At 47.9% G+C, this 18966-nt stretch carries 20 protein-coding genes and 1 riboswitch; of the genes, 9 read left to right on the forward strand and 11 right to left on the reverse strand.

From position 1 onward, the window contains the following. Positions 1-43 precede the first annotated feature (43 nt). Genes ampE through BM292_RS06375 form a run of 4 tightly spaced genes read right to left on the reverse strand, consistent with a single transcriptional unit; the run spans position 44 to position 1933 of the window. Positions 44-826 (reverse strand): regulatory signaling modulator protein AmpE, encoded by a 783-nt coding sequence (gene ampE / locus BM292_RS06360; protein WP_092856465.1) that lies wholly within the window; start codon positions 824-826, stop codon positions 44-46. A gap of 2 nt (positions 827-828) precedes the next feature. After that, positions 829-1377: a 1,6-anhydro-N-acetylmuramyl-L-alanine amidase AmpD gene (ampD, locus tag BM292_RS06365; protein ID WP_092856468.1), complete on the reverse strand. Its 549-nt coding sequence runs from the start codon at positions 1375-1377 to the stop codon at positions 829-831. Positions 1378-1385: 8 nt separating this feature from the next. After that, positions 1386-1673 (reverse strand): type II toxin-antitoxin system RelE/ParE family toxin, encoded by a 288-nt coding sequence (locus BM292_RS11865; RefSeq protein ID WP_092856471.1) that lies wholly within the window; start codon positions 1671-1673, stop codon positions 1386-1388. Then, positions 1673-1933, reverse strand: a complete 261-nt coding sequence (locus tag BM292_RS06375; protein ID WP_177203792.1) for a type II toxin-antitoxin system Phd/YefM family antitoxin — start codon at positions 1931-1933, stop codon at positions 1673-1675. Before BM292_RS06375 ends, BM292_RS11865 begins: the two co-directional genes overlap by 1 nt. A 173-nt stretch (positions 1934-2106) precedes the next feature. Between BM292_RS06375 and BM292_RS06380 the strand changes: the two genes are divergently transcribed. The 8 genes from BM292_RS06380 to zapD all read left to right on the forward strand — a co-directional run bounded on the left by BM292_RS06380 (position 2107) and on the right by zapD (position 9903). Then, positions 2107-2736, forward strand: coding sequence for a hypothetical protein (locus BM292_RS06380; protein ID WP_092856480.1), 630 nt, complete (start codon positions 2107-2109; stop codon positions 2734-2736). Positions 2737-2820: 84 nt separating this feature from the next. Continuing rightward, positions 2821-3687 (forward strand): carboxylating nicotinate-nucleotide diphosphorylase, encoded by an 867-nt coding sequence (gene nadC / locus BM292_RS06385; RefSeq protein ID WP_092856483.1) that lies wholly within the window; start codon positions 2821-2823, stop codon positions 3685-3687. 81 nt (positions 3688-3768) lie between these two features. Beyond that, positions 3769-3865: riboswitch (cyclic di-GMP riboswitch) on the forward strand. A gap of 190 nt (positions 3866-4055) precedes the next feature. Further along, the gene (locus BM292_RS06390; protein ID WP_092856486.1) at positions 4056-4565 is read left to right on the forward strand and encodes a pilin; all 510 of its coding nucleotides are present in this window, start codon (positions 4056-4058) and stop codon (positions 4563-4565) included. Between the two features lie 107 nt (positions 4566-4672). After that, complete coding sequence (gene pilB, locus BM292_RS06395; protein WP_092856489.1) at positions 4673-6370, forward strand: type IV-A pilus assembly ATPase PilB; 1698 nt, start codon at positions 4673-4675, stop codon at positions 6368-6370. A gap of 31 nt (positions 6371-6401) precedes the next feature. Continuing rightward, positions 6402-7628, forward strand: coding sequence for a type II secretion system F family protein (locus BM292_RS06400; RefSeq protein WP_092856492.1), 1227 nt, complete (start codon positions 6402-6404; stop codon positions 7626-7628). A 1-nt stretch (position 7629) separates the two neighbouring features. Then, a complete protein-coding gene (locus BM292_RS06405) occupies positions 7630-8496 on the forward strand; it encodes a prepilin peptidase (protein WP_092856495.1) in 867 nt (288 codons plus the stop codon). Further along, positions 8496-9107, forward strand: coding sequence for a dephospho-CoA kinase (coaE, locus tag BM292_RS06410; RefSeq protein ID WP_092856498.1), 612 nt, complete (start codon positions 8496-8498; stop codon positions 9105-9107). The genes BM292_RS06405 and coaE overlap by 1 nt, the downstream gene beginning before the upstream one ends. A gap of 31 nt (positions 9108-9138) precedes the next feature. Further along, a complete protein-coding gene (zapD, locus tag BM292_RS06415; RefSeq protein ID WP_177203793.1) occupies positions 9139-9903 on the forward strand; it encodes a cell division protein ZapD in 765 nt (254 codons plus the stop codon). 24 nt (positions 9904-9927) lie between these two features. Here zapD and mutT read toward each other — a convergent pair whose 3' ends face one another. The 3 genes from mutT to BM292_RS06430 are packed head-to-tail and all read right to left on the reverse strand — an operon-like array spanning position 9928 to position 13996. Beyond that, positions 9928-10338: an 8-oxo-dGTP diphosphatase MutT gene (mutT, locus tag BM292_RS06420; RefSeq protein ID WP_092856504.1), complete on the reverse strand. Its 411-nt coding sequence runs from the start codon at positions 10336-10338 to the stop codon at positions 9928-9930. Further along, positions 10325-13027 (reverse strand): preprotein translocase subunit SecA, encoded by a 2703-nt coding sequence (secA, locus tag BM292_RS06425; protein ID WP_092856507.1) that lies wholly within the window; start codon positions 13025-13027, stop codon positions 10325-10327. The genes mutT and secA overlap by 14 nt, the downstream gene beginning before the upstream one ends. Before the next feature lie 36 nt (positions 13028-13063). After that, a complete protein-coding gene (locus tag BM292_RS06430; protein ID WP_092856510.1) occupies positions 13064-13996 on the reverse strand; it encodes a M23 family metallopeptidase in 933 nt (310 codons plus the stop codon). A gap of 41 nt (positions 13997-14037) precedes the next feature. On the opposite strand from BM292_RS06430, the gene BM292_RS06435 reads away from it, so the two are divergent. Continuing rightward, positions 14038-14514, forward strand: a complete 477-nt coding sequence (locus BM292_RS06435; protein WP_092856513.1) for a DciA family protein — start codon at positions 14038-14040, stop codon at positions 14512-14514. A 180-nt stretch (positions 14515-14694) separates the two neighbouring features. Here the strand turns inward: BM292_RS06435 and lpxC are convergent, their stop codons facing one another. The 4 genes from lpxC to BM292_RS06455 form a co-directional block, all read right to left on the reverse strand. Continuing rightward, positions 14695-15609: a UDP-3-O-acyl-N-acetylglucosamine deacetylase gene (gene lpxC / locus BM292_RS06440; RefSeq protein WP_092856516.1), complete on the reverse strand. Its 915-nt coding sequence runs from the start codon at positions 15607-15609 to the stop codon at positions 14695-14697. Positions 15610-15709: 100 nt separating this feature from the next. Next, positions 15710-16933, reverse strand: coding sequence for a cell division protein FtsZ (gene ftsZ, locus BM292_RS06445; protein ID WP_425439080.1), 1224 nt, complete (start codon positions 16931-16933; stop codon positions 15710-15712). Positions 16934-16997: 64 nt separating this feature from the next. After that, positions 16998-18230: a cell division protein FtsA gene (ftsA, locus tag BM292_RS06450; protein ID WP_092856519.1), complete on the reverse strand. Its 1233-nt coding sequence runs from the start codon at positions 18228-18230 to the stop codon at positions 16998-17000. Position 18231: 1 nt separating this feature from the next. Further along, positions 18232-18966, reverse strand: coding sequence for a cell division protein FtsQ/DivIB (locus BM292_RS06455; RefSeq protein ID WP_245751829.1), 735 nt, complete (start codon positions 18964-18966; stop codon positions 18232-18234).

Consider the following 18966-nt stretch of genomic DNA (forward strand, 5'->3'; position numbering starts at 1 on the left):
AGCATTTTAGATCAGTGGCGTAGAAAAGCCAAACAGATTCCGCTTAGAGCCAGCCGCCAATCGTCAATAACGCAACGAAAACGATATATAACAAGAAGTTACGCTTCACAAGCGCGGTAGTGGTCGGAGCAGTGAGGTCCTCGGCAAGCTCTGCAACTTTGGTCAGTGCAATAAAGTTATTTTGTGGTTTATTGCCGATGGAGTTGAGCCACGTTGCCATTGCTTTTGAGAAATTGCCGACAAGTAAGAAGCCTAAGGTCATCAAGCGTGTTGGTAACCAATCAATCAGTTGATTGACTAATTGCCAACGGGAGTTGTGCGGATGGCGCATGTCGCGCAGTGTGGCGTACACCAGCGCGCCAGCTACGCCAAGTAACACGAAATAAATCATCACCGCAAAGTAATGGCGTAAGTGTATCCACAAGAGTAGGTGTTCGACCGGTGCGGCTTCGCTGCGGCCTGATGCTTGTTGCAGCAATCTCAGTTGCTTTGCTTGTTCTGCGCCATCTTCGTCTTGCTCTGCTTGCAGATAGGCTTTGTATGCTGCGCGTGCGGCGGGTGCTTGAATAGCACTGAGTAGTCCGGCGGTGCTGACTAAAAACGTAAGCAGAACGTTGTCGAGTAGCAGCAGAACAAATCCAATCAGCAACGCAGGAATAATCGCCCAGAGCACGTAGCCGAGATCATGTTGCCGCCAGTCTTCCAACTTGGTATTGCGCACTTGCCAGTGTTGCCAGCGCAGAATGATGCGGCGCCAGTGAAGGTTGCGAGTAATCTCGAGCGTTCGTTCTAATGAGTATGCAAGCAATATTGCCAACAAATACATGCTTATACCTTTTCACTAACAAGTTGTTTGAAGTATGACCAATCAAATGCTGGGCCTGGGTCGGTCTTGCGCACCGGCGCGATATGTTGGTGCCCTACTATACGATGCCGCGTTAACGCTGGGTAGTGCTGTAAGAGTTGTTCGACCACTTCTGCTAAACGCTGATACTGTGCTTTAGTGTACGGCTGCTCGTCGGTTCCCTCAAGCTCAATACCAATACTAAAATCATTACAACGGCGGCGGCCGCAATATTGCGAGCGACCCGCATGCCATGCACGACGATGAAATGGGACGTATTGTAAGAGCTCGCCGTCGCGTCTAATTAGGCAGTGGGCGGAAACGCGTAAGCCTTCAAGTATGCTGAAATCTGGATGGGCGGTCGTATCGAGCGTACCCATAAATAAGTCATCAATATACGGCCCACCAAACTCCCCGGCTGGCAAACTGATTCCATGCACCACCAGCAAGTTAATATCTTCTGGATCAGGACGCTCGTCGGCATGCGGTGATTCGCGCTTGGTTGCTTGTTTTAACCAGCCGTTGTTAATCATAGAACATCTCAAAGCCTCGTTGGCAGCATACGTTGATGTATTATTCCGTGAATGACTATGGTGTTTTGCTCAACCATGTAAAAAATTATATGACTCTCAAATGGATAACTCTGATATTTAGAATCTAAATTTATATTCAGTTTCCCTAGTTGAGGAAATTCACATAATAGCTTTATTGTCGATTCGATTTGTTCAATGTAATCATTCGCTTTTAATACTCCCCATCGACCAACTGTATACTCCCGAATTTCCACAAGGTCATCTAGTGCTAACGGCGTAAATTTATAATCAAGCATCAGTCATATTTGCCAGCGAGTATATCCGTGAATACAGTTTGTCCGTCGTGAAGCAGACCTGCTCGCGCTTGCTCTTCAGAGGCTTTCAGCCTTGCTTTCAATGCTTCGAGCTTTATTTGCTCAATTAATTCATATTCTTCAACTGACATCATCACAGCAACAGGCTTACCGTTCTTATTTATTCTTACGGGAGCACTCTGCACACTCATGATGAGTTCGCCGAAGTGTGTTTTCGCTTCATTGGCGGTGACTGTCTTCATATTAACTCCGATTAAATCGAACGATTTAATTAAATTAGTCCATTTCATCAAGCTATTCCACTTTAATTTTTAATAGAAAGACAGCAATTAGTAATTTAATTTGATTACATTTTTATATGTAACTATATTTAATTACTTAATCGCCTTGCTTTATTATCTAAGGAACTCATCACATGCCTGCTCAATTTGCTGTGTTAATGGGAGATATCGTTGAATCTCCTAATCAAAGCGCTGATAGCCGCCGACATCTCGGTGCGCATATTGAGCTTGGGTTGAGGCTGATTCATGACTATATCCCACTTTCATATGAAGTTTTTCGAGGGAGTCGCTTCGTTATCGAAACCGAGCACGCCGAGCAAGCCGTAACTATTGCGTTATTGCTACGCTTATTTCTTAAATCTAAGCAGCAACAAGAAGATTGGGATATACGCATTGGCGTGGGTGTTGTAACTCAATCGGCAAGCGACTACACGACTATTAAACACCGCGCTGAAAAGCTTGCTGAAAAAGCGTTGAGAACAATTAAAAAAGAACGTTTGTGTATTCAAACTGAAAACAACGACCTAAATGAGCGATTATCTCTGACAACCAAATTCGCCGATGCGTTACTTACAGCCTTAACGACGACGCAAGCGCAAGTGCTTAGTTACTATCTGCGATTTATGCCAATGACCCATCAGGCTTTAGCGACCAAACTCAATAAGTCACGCGTTAATGTCACGCAAATACTCAATAGTACGCATTACAAATTGTTTGAACTGTATTTGTTAGAAGCCCGAGAAATTCTAAGTATGCGTGAATAATCACGAAGCGCCTTGTGAGAAGTTGCTGGCCGCCCTACAATAAGCGCAATTTTGAATTCGCTACATATATATGAAGGCACACCGATGGACACTCGAGTCGACTCTACTCTTTTAGCATCTGATCGTGAGCAAATGGTGCAACGCGCCTTGCAGGAAGATTTAAACGGCTTAAGTGCCGAATTAGATATTACCGCGCAGTTGATTCCAGCAACGGAACAGGCTCGAGCCACTGTGATTACCCGAGAAGATGCTGTGGTGTGTGGTGTCGAGTGGGTCAATGAAGTTTTCAAACAACTTGGCGACGCCGTTGCGGTCACTTGGCACGTTGCCGATGGCGACGCCGTTGAAGCCGATACGGTACTATGCGAGCTTGAAGGTCCAGCCCAAGTGATCTTAACCGGTGAACGTACCGCTTTGAACTTTCTACAGACGTTATCTGGTGTTGCCACGACTACGGCACATTATGTTCGCCACCTAGAAGGCAGTGATACGCGCCTGTTAGATACCCGCAAAACAATTCCTGGTTTACGCACCGCATTAAAGTACGCCGTGGTCTGTGGTGGCGGCTTTAATCACCGGATTGGCCTGTACGATGCCTACCTGATTAAAGAAAACCACATCATGGCCTGTGGCGGTATAGTGCAAGCAATACGTAAAGCTCGCGAACTAAATCCAGGCAAGCCCGTCGAAGTGGAAGTTGAAAATTTAGACGAATATCAAGATGCTCTGCAAGCAGGGGCAGACATCATTATGCTCGATAACTTCCCTTTACATGATATTTACACCGCAGTAGAACAACGTACAGGTCAGACCCGCTTAGAAGTGTCCGGCAACATAACGGATAAGCGTTTGAAAGAACTGGCCTTAACCGGCGTTGATTACATTTCATCAGGCGCTCTAACAAAAAATATACAGGCCATTGACCTTTCTTTAAGATTTCAAAAACTTTAGCTATTGACGAATTTAAATCATCTGCTATGTTTTACATGCAATGCGCAACTAAGTGCCAGAAATGGGCTTAGGTGCCAGGCATGCTTTAAAAGGCAAAGCCACCGAGAGGTGGTGACGCAAAACCTCCGGTCCAACTGGGATGCTATATAAATTTCCAGCGGATAGCGGGGCTGCAGGCTAAAGTCTGGTGGATGAAGTAGCTTTCCGATGTATGTCGACAAAGCAAATACCACTTGTTCTTTCGGCTGATGCAGAAGACTTGTAGTGGTCGTTTAAAGCGGCCATCCAAGTGCTGAATTGCATCTGGATGCTACTTTTTAACTACTACAATAACTAAATAAGTTGAAATTACTTTCGGGAGATATTTCATGAAAGCGCAAGTACAAAAAGGTTTTACCTTAATCGAATTGATGATCGTTGTTGCGATTATCGGTATCTTGGCTGCTGTAGCAATTCCTATGTACAGCGACTACACCCAGCGTGCGAAAGCTTCTACTGGCTTAGCTGCTTTATCTTCTTGGAAAACTGCAGTAGCTATGTGTTATCAGCGTGAAGGCGCTCTTGACGACTGTGATGCAGGCTCTAAAGGTATCCCAGCTGCTTATACTCAAGGTGCAAACGCTGAAGATAACATCAACGGTTTAATTTCTGTGGGTGTTACTGATGGTTTGATTTCAGCTCAGTTGGATGCGAATGACGCTGCGACTAACGCGAAAGTTGATGTCGTAATGGTACCAAGCGCTAACACTGGTGCAAACGTTAACTGGGTAATTGGTTGCTCAGATTACGGAACCGATGGATCAGATTCTCGTGTAGATGGTTGCACAATGACTGATGCAGACGCTACCGCTCTATTAACGCCAGAAGTGCCAGCATAAAATTTATAAATTTGTGTTGTAGAATTTAATCGTTCGGTCTAAATCTAACGCTAAGATTTAGACCGAACTTTATGTTATTCACTTGACCCTTAAGCGAATTTAAAATCATGCTGCATCACTCCCTCGCGGCGCTGTTGCTGCGTGATAAATTAATCCCTGAAGATAAGCTCACCAAATGCAGTGAGTATGCTTGGGAAAATAAACTTCCATTTAGTGCCTGCTTAATTGATCAGAAGCTTATTTCGCCAAGCGAACTCGCCAATTTTTGCTATCTCGAATCAAACGCCCCTTGGCTCGATCTCGACGCCTTTAATCCGGATTACATTCCTCAAGAATTTATTAATGAACGCCTGATTCGTAAGAATCATGCGATTCCGCTGTATATGCGCGGCAACGTGTTGTACGTCGCAGTCTCGGACCCGACGCGCATTGAAACGCTTGATGAATTCCAGTTTCGTACCCGCATGCAAGCAGAAGCGGTATTGGTGGAAGAGAGCAAGCTCCAAAAACTCATTGATAGCGTTCTCGAAAATGACTCGTCGGCACTAGGCGTTACCGCAGAAGATGAACAAGAACTGCGGGATATTGACGCTGAAGGCGAGCGCCAAGATGACTCTGGTGCCGTTTCGGCCGACACTAAGAACGATGCGCCGATTGTCATCTATATCAACAAAATGCTCTTGGATGCGATTAAACGCGGCGCATCAGATTTGCACTTCGAACCGTACGAACAGGAATATCGCGTACGATTTCGTATCGACGGCGTACTCCATGAAATTGCTAAGCCGCCGGTTCAATTAGCTGGACGCATCGCCGCGCGTTTAAAAGTAATGTCACAACTCGACATTGCGGAACGCCGTTTACCGCAAGATGGCCGTATCAAACTCAAGTTATCGAAGCATAAAGCGATAGACTTTCGGGTGAGTACCCTACCGACGCTGTATGGCGAAAAAATTGTACTGCGGATACTCGATGCTGCAGCGGCAATGATTGGGATTGAATCACTTGGTTATGAGCCTGATCAGCAAGAACTTTATGAAGAAGCATTGGAAAAGCCGCAAGGCATGATCTTGGTGACGGGTCCTACCGGTTCCGGTAAAACCGTTTCGCTATATACTGGTTTGAACATCTTAAATACCCCTGAGCGTAATATCTCCACCGCGGAAGACCCGGTAGAGATCAACTTGATGGGTATCAATCAGGTACAAATTAATGTAAAAGCCGGCTTGACCTTCGCCGACGCGTTGCGCTCGTTCTTACGACAAGACCCGGACGTGGTCATGGTGGGTGAGATTCGAGACCTAGAAACCGCTGAAATTGCGATTAAAGCAGCGCAAACCGGTCACTTAGTGTTATCTACCCTCCACACCAACTCGGCTGCAGAAACTTTAACGCGCTTGATGAACATGGGTGTACCGTCGTACAACATTGCTGGTTCAGTAACCTTAATCATTGCGCAGCGCCTTGCTCGTCGTTTATGTAACACCTGCAAAGACGAAGAAAAATTGCCCAAAGAAGAAATGCTACGCCAAGGCTTTTCTGAAAATCAGGTAAAGACTGCGAAAATATTCAAAGCGGTCGGTTGCGATCAGTGCACCGGCGGGTATAAAGGTCGTACAGGTGTATACGAGGTTATGCCCATTACAGATAGCATCGCTGATCTTATAATGCAGGGAGCTTCATCGTTAGAAATTGCGAAGCAAGCACGACGCGATGGCATTAATTCATTGCGTCAATCGGCGTTGTTGAAAGTTTTAAAAGGTACCATTAGCCTGGCGGAAGCCAACCGTGTCACCAACTTCTAATTAAAATAATCAGAATAATAAAGGTGCTGTCATGGCCAAAAAGCCGCAAGCCATCAAAGAAATTTCCGAGTTTGCCTGGACCGGCATCAATAAGCGTGGCCAACGTGTCAAAGGTTTGATGCGCGCCGACAATGATAAACATGTCCGCGCCAAACTGCGCGACCAAGGCGTCACCCCAAAAACCGTGAAGAAGAAAGGCAAATCGCTGTTCGGTAATAAGAAAATTACCGGCAGTGACATTGCGCTATTTACTCGTCAAATCGCGACTATGTTGAGTGCTGGCGTACCACTCCTACAATCGTTAGAGATGGTTGCTAAAGGAGTTGAGAATCCGAAGATTCGGGATCTCATGCTCACCATTGCCAACGACGTAGGCGCCGGTTCGCCATTGGCGTCGGCTCTGCGTAAACATCCTGCTATTTTTGATTCACTCTATTGTGACCTTGTAGAATCGGGCGAAGATTCAGGTTCACTTGAAACGATATTCGATCGTATCGCGACGTATCGCGAAAAATCAGAAGCGCTCAAGGCAAAAATCAAAAAAGCCTTAGTGTATCCGGCCTCGGTTATTGTCGTGGCGCTGGTGGTTACCATCATCTTGCTCGTTTTCGTGGTGCCACAATTCGAAGCGGTATTTAAAGATTTTGGTGCTGAGTTACCAGCGATGACACAATTTGTCGTGACGCTTTCTGAAATCGTACAAGCGTATTTTATGTACGTCGCTGCAGGCTTCGTGGTTGCCGGCTGGTTGTTTAAACGGGCTTACGTGAAAAGTCAAAAGTTACGTGATAAAGTGGATGCCTACTCGCTGAAGATCCCTGTCATTAAAGAGATTCTCAATAAAGCGGCGGTCGCCCGATTTGCTCGCACACTGTCGACGACTTTCGCCGCTGGTGTGCCATTAATCAATGCGCTTGAATCTGCGGCCGGTGCGTCAGGCAACGCTGTTTACCGCGATGCCATTTTCCGAATTCGTGAAGAAGTTACTACGGGTATGCAAATGAATACCGCGATGCAATCCCAAGATTTGTTCCCAACGCTTGCCGAACAGATGGTCTTCATTGGTGAAGAATCCGGCTCACTCGACGATATGTTAGCGAAAGTTGCGAGTATCTATGAGCGCGAAGTAGATGACCTCGTGGATAACTTAACCGCCCTACTCGAGCCGATGATCATGGTCGTCATTGGTGTGCTCGTCGGTGGCTTGATCGTAGCCATGTACTTGCCAATTTTCTCGCTCGGACAGGTGGTTGGCTAACATGGAATTTATTGTCGATTACCCAGCACAAACTTGGTGGGTTACGGTTTTCGGTTTGTTGCTCGGGCTTGTTATGGGCAGCTTCTTAAATGTGGTCATTGGCCGTTTTCCGGTCATGATGCAACGCCAGTGGCAGCGAGAGTGCGCAGAAGTGAATGGCGTTGAGCCACCGCCGCATGAAACCTTTAACCTCGCCAAACCAAACTCGCATTGTCCGAAGTGCCAAGCGGCGATTAAATGGTATGACAATATCCCGATTATCAGCTGGTTGGTATTAAAGGCAAAGTGCCGCAGCTGTGGTGTACACATCTCTGCGCGTTATCCGGCCATTGAACTCTTAACGGGCATGATTTTTGCGGTTGTCGTGTGGAACCTCGGCTTTACATTCACGACTTTCGTTTATTTATTCCTCGCTTGCCTGCTGATCAGCATGTTCTTTATTGATGCCGACCACATGCTATTGCCGGACCAAATGACCTACTTGATGCTATGGACAGGGCTTGGGTTTGCTATCTACAGCGGCCACCTTCCATTAAAAGATGCCGTGATCGGTGCAATGGCGGGCTATTTAGCGCTGTGGAGCGTCTACTGGGGCTTTAAACTGCTGACTGGCAAGGAAGGTATGGGTTACGGCGATTTTAAGCTCTTAGCTGCATTTGGCGCGTGGCATGGCTATCAATTGCTGCCGGTCACGATTATTGCGGCCGCTGCCAGCGGCGCCGTGATTGGAATCGTGTGGCAGAGCATCAACCGCAACAAACAAGGTCAGCCGATCCCGTTTGGTCCATTTTTGATTTGCGGCGGCGTGATTGCGATGCTTTGGGGTGAGCCCCTCATGACCAGTTATCTCAACTGGGTTACACGTTAATGTTCGTGGTTGGTGTTACAGGTGGCATTGGTAGTGGGAAAACCACGGTCACTAATTTATTTCAGCAGCACGACATTGTTGTCGTGGATGCCGATGTTATCGCTCGTCATATTATGGATAAAGGTGGTGAAGCACTCGCCGCAGTGAGTGACCGTTATGGTCAGCAAGCATTGTTCGAGGACGGCACCTTAAATCGTGCCTGGCTGCGTGAGCGGATTTTTCAACACCCTGAAGACAAACAATGGCTCAATGAACTCACGCATCCGCTGATTCGGCAGCAAATTCTGACACAATTACAGCAAGCGCAATCACCTTATGTGATCTTATCGGCACCACTATTGGTCGAAAACCGTCTAACGAAGCTGTGTGATCGGGTATTGGTTGTGGATGTAAGTGAAGCGACCCAACTAGAACGCACGCAACAACGCGATGATGTCAGCGCTGATCAAGTGCAATCGATTATGAACGCCCAGGCTTCGCGCGAACAGCGCTTACAGGCGGCTGATAATATTATTAATAATGAAGCTGACGAAGCGCAATTGGTTACGCAAGTCGAAAAACTTCACGAGCTTTACCTACGTTTAGCACTCGCGAAACGCTCAACTCATTGAAACTTCGTAATAAGCGGCTATGATAGTGCAGATGGATAACAATAATAGTCATGCGACCATAGCCTACGAGTACCCGCTTCTCGAGCGGGTGCGCACGTATTTGCGCCTTGAACATATCCTACAGGCGCTTCAACCAGACACACCGGTCACCCTACAGAACTACACCCGATATTTCAGTGCGCTCTTCGCTATTCTCGATTTATGTGAACGCAGTGACGTGCGCACCGACGTACAAAAAGATTTAGAGCGGCGCAAAGCGCAATTAAAAGTTTGGGCGCAACACCCTGATGTGAATCAGGATTCGTTAGAGCAGACTTCAAATCATGTGAATCAAGCCTTGCAGGCGATTCAACCCATCAATCGCGTCGGTAGCAACCTCAAGCAAGATCGGTTGCTCAGTGCAATTCGTCAACGCTTTGCCATGCCGGGCGGCACCTGTAATTTTGATGTGCCGCAGCTGCATTTTTGGTTACATCAACCGCAGCAAGTACGTGATGAAGACGCCGCGCGTTGGTGGTCTGAACTTGAGATTTTGGTGAATGGTCTGCTATTAGAGTTGGAGTTGATGCGCGGTCAGGCACGGTTTCAACCGGTAAGTGCACCAAACGGTTTATTACAAGAAAGTACCGAGCCGCTGAGTCTATTGCGTATTCGAGTGCCTGCGGATTTAGCCGCGTATCCAGTGATTTCAGGCCATAAACAACGTTTCAGTATTCGTTTTTTACGCTATGAACCTATCAACGGCAAAGCATCCGTCGACGAACAAGTCGATTTTGAGCTTGCGCTGTGTCCATAACATCCTGATTTTTACTTTTTCGAATTAGTAACGCGCGTTCTGCGCAAGCAATCGGTCGATAATCGGCTGGTTGGCGGCTGGGAACGGATAAGCGTCGAGTTGATGCAACGGTACCCAAGCCCATTCCTGACCTTCTTGTTGGCGAACAGCACCCTGAAAATCAGTCACCACCCATACATCCAACAAAACCTGCTTATCGGGATAATCAAAGCTAATGGCAGTAAATGGCGCAGCGGCCGTAACCGTAATATTGCACTCTTCAAGTAACTCACGGCAGAGGGCTTGATAGACATCCTCGTCGGCTTCAACTTTACCGCCGGGAAATTCCCATTTGTTACCTTGGTGAAGGTGGGCGTGACGACGACTAATGAACACATCGCCGTCAGGGTTTTGAATCACCCCGACAGCGACGTGGATACGCTTAGATGCGGCCATGGCACTGTTTAAATTTCTTACCAGAACCACATGGGCAAGGATCGTTACGACCCACTTGAGCTGCCGCCGCTGCGGCTTGCTGTGGTGATGGCTCAGCACCGCTGGTTGGCACGCCTTCGTGCTGATATTCTTTTTGCTGAGCTGCTTCTGCGGCACGGCGCTTCGCTTCAACAGCTTCCACGTCTTCTTCGGCACGCACGCGCACTTTGCTCAGAATCGTCACTACTTCAAGTTTCAGCGCTTCTAACATCTCAGCAAATAACTCAAATGCTTCACGCTTGTATTCTTGTTTCGGGTTCTTCTGCGCATAACCGCGAAGATGAATACCTTGACGCAGGTGATCCATTGCTGCCAAATGCTCTTTCCAGTGTGTATCAAGGCTTTGTAACATAATGGTTTTTTCGAACTGGCGAATTACCTGCTCACCAACCATTTGTTCTTTGTCTTTATAAGCTTTTACGAGCTCATCAAGAATACGCTCACGGAGGATTTCTTCATGCAATTTATCGTCTGAATCCAACCACTGTTGAATCGGCAACGGTAACGCGAAGTCGGCACGTAAACGCTCTTCAAGCCCTTCGATATCCCACATTTCAACCAACGATTGTGGCGGAATGTATTCACTGATCACACGGTCGATAACGTCTGCACGAATGGCTTCAATGGTTTCAGAAATATCGCCTTCATCAAGCAACTCGTTGCGTTGCTCGTACACTACTTTACGTTGGTCGTTGGCAACATCATCGTATTCGAGCAATTGCTTACGAATATCGAAGTTTCGACCTTCAACTTTACGTTGCGCGTTCTCAATCGCACGGCTCACCCACGGGTGCTCAATAGCTTCACCGCGCTTCATGCCTAAACGCTTCATCATGGTCGCCATACGCTCAGAGGCAAACATGCGCATCAAGCTGTCTTCTAATGACAAGTAGAAACGTGATGAGCCTGGGTCACCTTGACGGCCTGAACGACCACGGAGCTGATTATCGATACGACGCGATTCATGGCGCTCGGTACCAACAATATGCAAACCACCCGCTTCGATAACGGCATCGTGGCGCTTCTGCCACTCCGCCTTCGCTTGCTCGATTTTTTCTGGGGTTGGGTCTTTCATTTCAGCAATTTCGGTCTGCAAGTTGCCACCCAACACGATATCAGTACCACGACCCGCCATGTTGGTTGCAATCGTTACCGCGCCCGGTAAACCTGCCTGCGCAACAATTTCTGCTTCACGCGCGTGGAACTTGGCATTCAACACGTTATGCGGAATTTTTTTCTTCTTCAACAACCGCGAGAGCAGCTCAGAGCTTTCAATCGAAATGGTACCGACCAATACCGGACGCTTGGCAGTACGGCACTCTTCAATATCAGCCACTATCGCTTCATATTTTTCTTCGGCAGTGATGAAGATTAAATCAGCGCGATCATCACGGATCATTGGACGGTTGGTTGGAATCACCACCGTTTCTAAGCCGTAAATCGACTGGAATTCGAATGCTTCGGTATCTGCCGTACCCGTCATACCTGCCAGCTTGGTGTACAAGCGGAAGTAGTTCTGGAACGTAATCGATGCCAACGTTTGGTTTTCGTTTTGAATCTTCACGCCTTCTTTGGCTTCAATTGCTTGGTGCAAGCCCTCTGACCAACGACGGCCCTCCATTGTCCGACCGGTGTGTTCATCAACAATCACAATCTGGTCTTCTTTGACAATGTAGTCGACATCTTTTTGGAACAAGTGATGCGCACGTAATGCGGCATTCACATGGTGCAATAAGGTAATATTTGCTGCTGAGAACAACGAGTCATCTTCAGCCAACATGCCGCGTTCTTTGAGAATCTCTTCGACATGTTCCTGACCGTGTTCGGTCATATGTACTTGCTTTGATTTTTCGTCAACTGTGAAATCGCCGTCGCCGCGCTCTTCTTCGGAGTCTTCTTTTTCCTGACGCACCAACAGCGGAACAATCTCGTTCATCTTGATGTACATGTCAGAACTATCTTCAGCTGCACCTGAGATAATCAGCGGTGTCCGCGCTTCGTCAATTAAAATGGAGTCAACTTCATCCACAATCGCATAGTTTAAATCACGTTGAACGCGCTCTTGCGGGCTAAACGCCATGTTGTCACGCAAGTAGTCGAAGCCGAATTCGTTGTTGGTACCGTAAGTAATGTCAGCAGCATATGCGGTACGTTTGTCGGTAGGGTTCATACCTGGAATGTTGAAATCAACCGTTAATCCGAGGAATTCAAACAATGGGCGGTTCGTTTCGGCGTCACGGCGTGCTAAGTAATCGTTGACGGTTACAATGTGCACGCCCTTACCGCTTAATGCGTTGAGGTAAGCTGGCAGAGTTGCCGTTAGCGTTTTACCCTCACCGGTACGCATTTCAGCAATGCGGTTGTCGTTTAAGATCATCCCGCCGACCAATTGCACATCGAAGTGCCGCATTTTAAATACACGCTTCGATGCTTCACGCACTGTCGCGAACGCTTCAACGAGTAGATCATCGAGTTTTTCACCCTGCTCGATTCGTTGCTTAAACTCGACGGTTTTTTGTTTGAGTTCTTCGTCGCTAAGCGCTTCAAATTCAGGCTCAAGTGCGTTGATTTGCTGAACTTTCTTTTGCAAACCTTTCAGAATACGGTCGTTGCGGCTACCAAATACCTTGCGGAATATACTACCTAACATGTGAATCTATGTTCCTGTTGTAACAATCGAACGGCCTTAGTCGGCCGAACGATAGACATATTTATATGGGTCGATTTGACGATTGTTGCGCAGCACTTCGTAATGAACGTGTGGCCCCGTAGAGCGACCAGTGCTTCCGAGCAGAGCAATTTTTTGCCCGCGGGTAACAACATCACCTTCTTTCACCAATAATTCTTTGCTGTGGCCGTAGCGAGTTTTCAACCCACCACCGTGATCAATTTCAATCAACTGACCATAACCTGAACGCTCACCAGCCCATGTGACGACACCGGCACCAGTTGCATATACACCCGCACCTTCTTCTAAACTGGCGAAGTCGAGACCTTTATGCATGGCAGGACGACCATTGAATGGATCTTTACGAATACCGTACTGTGACGAAAGCCAACCTGAATCAACTGGACGCCCGGCAATAAAGCTCTCTGCTGAGATATGGTGACTCATCATCACTGACTCAAGTAGCGACAACTGTTTTTGTTTACTGGCAAGTTCACCCATCATGCCTTCGATTTTGTCGATGACATCGCGGCCATCGACTTTAGGCGCATCAGTAATGGACGCTTCAGGTCCCCCCATGATCTCAACCAGCGGTTGCTCAAAGGCAAATTCGCCGTTATCAAGATCAGCAACCGATGCTAGCCGTTTACCAAGTGCATCGAGGCGACGCAGTTGCGACTGCATCTCACCCAAATAGATGGTCATGGCGGTGAGTTTTTTCTCGGTTTCGTCTTTTAGTTCACGTACAGCTTGCTGTTGTGCAGCCAACGCGATTTTCTCTTCTGTAATTTTTGCGCGTGCGGCTTCTGGATTTAATCCCTGCGGCTCCCACGGCTTTGTTACAGCAAGTACACCAAGTGCAGCTAAGCCGGCCAGCGACATCAAGCGTCGACGGCTCAGCTCAAAGCTGAATTTTACTTTGGTGCCTCGGTAGAAGACTGATAAACTCATGCAATCTCTCGCTGCTAATTATAATTAAATGGCACGCAAACATGGCTCGAAAACGACCTCGCGATATCCAACAACTGTTTGGCGGTCAGCGCTTACAGCGTTTTACTGACTTTACAGAGCAATACCAACGCTGGCAACAGCAATTGCAACAATGTTTTGTTGCATTGCAGCTGTCGCCGCTGTTGGCTCATTGTAAAGTGGTGTCGGTTCGTGCGCACACCCTCGTGCTCGAAGCCTCATCGGCAGCCTTAGCCAGCCGCATAAAACTTCAGCAAAGCCGCATTATAACGCATTTTCAAGATGAATCTACGGGGCATATCTCTCGTCTTGAGGTGCAGGTGCGTCCAAAAATCCATACGCCTTCGCCTCAGCCTGCTGAAAAATCAGCGCAACCGACTCAAAACGTGGAAAAAAATGATGATGATACGGTTGCGAAATTAAGGCAACAGGCGGCGTTGTGCGAGGAGCCGTTACGGTCGCAATTGCTTGCGTTGGCGGCGAAATACGAGAAAAACTAAGAGCGTTATTCGTTATTGGTTATTCGTGGACTTCGTTCGTTTGAGAATTTTGCCCAGAGTTAGCGCACTTTTGTTTACGCATGTTTTGGTTTTTCGTTTTTGCTTTTTCGAATAACGAATAACCAATAACGAATAACGGATATTAACGGTGCTTCGCACCACCCGGCGTGAAACGCCGGGCTACGCGATGACTGGGGTGGCGAAAGCGATTGGTGCTGCTTCCGCTTCATCCTCAAAGGTCACAAATTCCCACGCTTCTTGATTCTGCAGAACCGCGCGCAATAACTGATTATTCAGCGCATGGCCTGATTTAAAGGCGCGTAAATTACCCAGAATTGCATAGCCACCCATGTAAAGGTCGCCGATAGCGTCAAGAATTTTGTGCTTAACGAACTCATCGTCATAGCGCAGGCCGTCGCTGTTGAGAATACGGAATTCATCCAACACCACGGCGTTATCGAAGCTGCCACCTAATGCGAGGTTGTTCGCACGCAACATTTCGATGTCTTTCATAAAGCCAAAAGTACGTGCACGGCTAATTTCTTTAATGAAATTGCTACTACTGAAATCAATGCTTAGTACTTGGCCAGTGTCGGCAATCGCCGGGTGGTCAAAGTCGATCGCAAAGTCGATACGGAAACCGTTATGGGGTAACAGTTCCGCCCACTTATCGCCTTCTTCAACCCGAACCGGCTGTTTGATTTTGATAAACTTTTTCGCTGCGCCTTGCTCTTCAATGCCCGCGCTCTGTAGCAGGTATACAAAGGGGTGAGAGCTTCCGTCCATGATCGGGATTTCGTGGCTATCTACTTCAATAACAAGGTTGTCGATGCCCATCGCCGCGACCGCCGCAAGCAAATGCTCAACGGTAGATACACGCACGTTGTCATCGTTAATCAGACAGGTACACATACGCGTATCCCGAACTAACTCAGCGTTAGCAGGAATATCAACCGCAGGATTCAAGTCAACACGGCGAAACACCAGACCTGTATTCACAGGTGCTGGGCGCAGCGTGAGCTGAACCTTGTTGCCTTTATGCAAACCAACACCAGTGGTTGCAATCGGCTGCTTGATTGTACGTTGTTTAATCATGTCTGTTCTTCTCAAAGTTAAAGAAGTTTCTAGTCCTTTGACTAGCAAAAGGCGCAATAGTTTACCGGATTATCTAAAAAACCGCAAGAAAAGCCGGTTTCTAATCGACTTGTCGGCGTAAAAATGCCGGAATGTCGAGATAATCCATATCTTTGCCTTGATTTGCCTGAGGTTTTGACGCTGGCTTCGATGCCACCGGCTCTGCCTCCATCGGCTCTTCATCTACTTCTGGCTCAAGCTGGCGAGCAGTTGCCGTGTTGCTGTAGTTACTGCTACTAGCTGCACTAGTACCGCTACGGCTGCCATAACTTGGCGCTGGTTCGCGACGATTAACCAGCGAAATATCAGGCTTTCGCTCACCACCAATACCGGTTGCAACAACGGTGACGCGCAACTCTTCCGACATATCCATATCGATAACGGTACCGACAATCACGGTCGCGTTTTCAGACACAAAGCCTTTCACGACGTTACCGACAATCTCGAACTCTTCCATGCTTAAGTCCATGCCAGCGGTAATGTTCAACAATACGCCACGCGCACCAGAAAGATCGATGTCTTCCAATAGCGGGCTGTTGATTGCCATTTCAGCTGCTTCTTGTGCACGGTCTTCACCACGCGCCACGCCGGTACCCATCATTGCCGTACCCATTTCGCGCATGACCGCACGTACGTCAGCAAAGTCGACGTTGATTAAGCCGTCACGAGTAATGAGGTCGGAGATACCTTGAACCGCGCCCAATAATACGTCGTTTGCCTTAGCAAATGCATCTAGCAAACTGGTGCCTTTACCTAAAACTTTCAAAAGTTTTTCATTCGGGATGGTAATCAGTGAGTCAACATGACGACCCAGCTGTTCAATCCCCTCTTTGGCAGCAGCCATACGGCGTTGACCTTCGAATGGGAATGGTTTGGTTACCACTGCCACGGTCAAGATGCCTAATTCACGCGCGACTTCAGCAACCACAGGAGCTGCACCGGTACCGGTACCACCGCCCATACCAGCGGCAATAAATACCATGTCGGCACCTTGCAACTGCTTGCGAATTTCGTCGCGTGCTTCTTCAGCCGCTTGGCGACCCACTTCTGGATTGGCGCCAGCACCGAGTCCTTTGGTGATATCACTGCCAAGTTGAATCGTTACGTGAGCGCCGTGATTACGCAATGCCTGCGCATCGGTGTTAGCGACAATAAATTGCACGCCTTCAATCGACTCACTAATCATGTGTTTCACGGCGTTGCCGCCGCCGCCACCGACGCCGATGACTTTAATCACCGCATCAGTATCAAAGTTGTTGAGTACTTCAAACACTTCTTCTGACATGTTAATTCTCCTTTAACCTGCTTATTGTACTACCCCTAAAGTCATATCCAAAATGTTGTTTTAATTAAAATTCACCCTTAAACCAGCTCAATAAACGTTTCCCCATTCCTATAACGTTCGTTGAGCTCGCTTCAGTTTGACGATTTTGGACATCTTGTTGGCCATAACGTAACAAACCAACCGCTGTCGCATAGGTTGGATCTTGTACGTAATCGCTCAATCCGTGCATGCCAAGTGGCTCACCCAAGCGCACTGGCATTTGAAATATTTCTTCAGCAAATTCAATTGCACCTTCCATACGGCCGCAGCCACCGGTCAGCACAATACCTGCCGCTATTTGATCTTCTAAGCCGCTTTGCGTGATTTGATCACGGATCAGCTCAAATAGTTCTTGATAGCGCGGTTCCACCACTTCGGCCAAAATATGGCGCTCCATGCTCCGCGATGGCCGTCCACCTACCGAAGGGACTTCAATATGGTCATCTTTGCCTACTAGTTCGCGTAAAGCGCACGCGTACTTGGTTTTAATTTCTTCGGCATGATTCAGTGGCGTACGGAAGATTTTCGCGATATCGCTGGTTACCTGGTTACCGGCAGCTGGAATCACCGCGGTATGGCGCAATACGCCACCGGTATAGATATTAATATCAATCGTGCCAGCGCCCATATCCACCAACGCCACGCCCAGATCTTTTTCATCGTCGGTTAGCACCGCATAGCTTGATGCCAACGCCGAGAAAATCAGACGGTCGACACTTAAACCACAACGCTCGACTGCCTTTTCAATATTCTTCGCCATGTCATTGGCGCAGGTAATAATGTGAACGCGAGCTTCCATACGCACACCAGACATGCCGATTGGGCTCTTAATACTTTCTTGCGAATCGATAATAAACTCTTGCGGCAACACATGAAGAATGCGGCGTTCTTGCGCAATCGGAACTGATTTCGCGGCATGAATGACGCTATCTACGTCGTCTTGCGTTACTTCCGCTTCATTGATTGGCACCATGCCTGATTCGTTTTGGCAAGCAATATGGCGACCGGAGATATTCAAATAAACCGAAGCAATGCGGCAATCGGCCATGAGCTCGGCTTCTTCTACCGCACGTTGAATCGACTGCACCACTAAGTTCAAATCGTTGACGCCACCTTTATCCATGCCGCGCGCAGCTGCAGCACCAACGCCAATCACGCTGATGTCACCGTCAGGCATCACTTCGCCTATCAGCGCCACCACTTTGCTGGTACCGATATCTAGCCCTACTACCATGTTCCGTTCTGCTGCTTTCGACATGCTACTTTCTCTCTTCTTCTTTCCACGCCACCGCAACGCCGGTGTCATAACGTAAATCCACATAATCTATTGGCTGCGCTTTATGGCGAACGATGGTCGGGAACACATCAATAAAGCGTTGTACCCGTTCCAACAAGCCCTCGCGGCCTAAACGCAACTGAATGCCGGACAGCAACTCGACATCCACTGCAAAACGCTCTGTCAGCGTCAGCGCCACCACTTGGTGGCCGTTAATCTGAAGCAGTTCGCTAACTTGCTGATACTGCTCCACCGTTTCTTTCACTGCGTGTTCTGGGCCATTTAACTTCGGTAACAACACGTCAATAACTGACTTGTCGACCTCGAACACTTCGCCCGCTGCACTCACTAATGCTTGTGGTCGCGTCGCTTCATTCCAGTGGCCAAGCGGCTTTTGCTCAACCAAAAACACTTTTAAAATATCCGGCCATTCTTTGCGCACGGATGCTTGTTCTATCCACGGCTCGGCTTCTAAGCGCTCGCGAATGACATTCACATCCGCCGAGAAGAAACTACCGAGCTCTTCGCCTGCCAGCGCATCACGTACCTGATTGCGCTCTAAAAACCTCAATTCGCCTTGCACCACTAACCGCTTCAATGGCACTTCGTTGGCGTCCATCGCCAAGTAATACAACCACGCGACGCCCGCTATGGCTCCGATGACGACGCTGAGAAAAAAACTAAATCCCAGCCAAAACTGCCAGCGGATTGCCGCCAC

It is taken from the genome of Pseudidiomarina tainanensis, from assembly GCF_900115255.1.
Classification (GTDB): Bacteria; Pseudomonadota; Gammaproteobacteria; order Enterobacterales; family Alteromonadaceae; genus Pseudidiomarina; species Pseudidiomarina tainanensis.

Bases quoted from the DNA above. Each gene is read 5' to 3' on its own strand.
- ampE (WP_092856465.1), bottom strand. From the start codon at position 826: ATGTATTTGTTGGCAATATTGCTTGCATACTCATTAGAACGAACGCTC.
- ampD (WP_092856468.1), bottom strand. From the start codon at position 1,377: ATGATTAACAACGGCTGGTTAAAACAAGCAACCAAGCGCGAATCACCG.
- BM292_RS11865 (WP_092856471.1), bottom strand. From the start codon at position 1,673: ATGCTTGATTATAAATTTACGCCGTTAGCACTAGATGACCTTGTGGAA.
- BM292_RS06375 (WP_177203792.1), bottom strand. From the start codon at position 1,933: ATGAAGACAGTCACCGCCAATGAAGCGAAAACACACTTCGGCGAACTC.
- BM292_RS06380 (WP_092856480.1), top strand. From the start codon at position 2,107: ATGCCTGCTCAATTTGCTGTGTTAATGGGAGATATCGTTGAATCTCCT.
- nadC (WP_092856483.1), top strand. From the start codon at position 2,821: ATGGACACTCGAGTCGACTCTACTCTTTTAGCATCTGATCGTGAGCAA.
- BM292_RS06390 (WP_092856486.1), top strand. From the start codon at position 4,056: ATGAAAGCGCAAGTACAAAAAGGTTTTACCTTAATCGAATTGATGATC.
- pilB (WP_092856489.1), top strand. From the start codon at position 4,673: ATGCTGCATCACTCCCTCGCGGCGCTGTTGCTGCGTGATAAATTAATC.
- BM292_RS06400 (WP_092856492.1), top strand. From the start codon at position 6,402: ATGGCCAAAAAGCCGCAAGCCATCAAAGAAATTTCCGAGTTTGCCTGG.
- BM292_RS06405 (WP_092856495.1), top strand. From the start codon at position 7,630: ATGGAATTTATTGTCGATTACCCAGCACAAACTTGGTGGGTTACGGTT.
- coaE (WP_092856498.1), top strand. From the start codon at position 8,496: ATGTTCGTGGTTGGTGTTACAGGTGGCATTGGTAGTGGGAAAACCACG.
- zapD (WP_177203793.1), top strand. From the start codon at position 9,139: ATGGATAACAATAATAGTCATGCGACCATAGCCTACGAGTACCCGCTT.
- mutT (WP_092856504.1), bottom strand. From the start codon at position 10,338: ATGGCCGCATCTAAGCGTATCCACGTCGCTGTCGGGGTGATTCAAAAC.
- secA (WP_092856507.1), bottom strand. From the start codon at position 13,027: ATGTTAGGTAGTATATTCCGCAAGGTATTTGGTAGCCGCAACGACCGT.
- BM292_RS06430 (WP_092856510.1), bottom strand. From the start codon at position 13,996: ATGAGTTTATCAGTCTTCTACCGAGGCACCAAAGTAAAATTCAGCTTT.
- BM292_RS06435 (WP_092856513.1), top strand. From the start codon at position 14,038: ATGGCTCGAAAACGACCTCGCGATATCCAACAACTGTTTGGCGGTCAG.
- lpxC (WP_092856516.1), bottom strand. From the start codon at position 15,609: ATGATTAAACAACGTACAATCAAGCAGCCGATTGCAACCACTGGTGTT.
- ftsZ (WP_425439080.1), bottom strand. From the start codon at position 16,933: ATGTCAGAAGAAGTGTTTGAAGTACTCAACAACTTTGATACTGATGCG.
- ftsA (WP_092856519.1), bottom strand. From the start codon at position 18,230: ATGTCGAAAGCAGCAGAACGGAACATGGTAGTAGGGCTAGATATCGGT.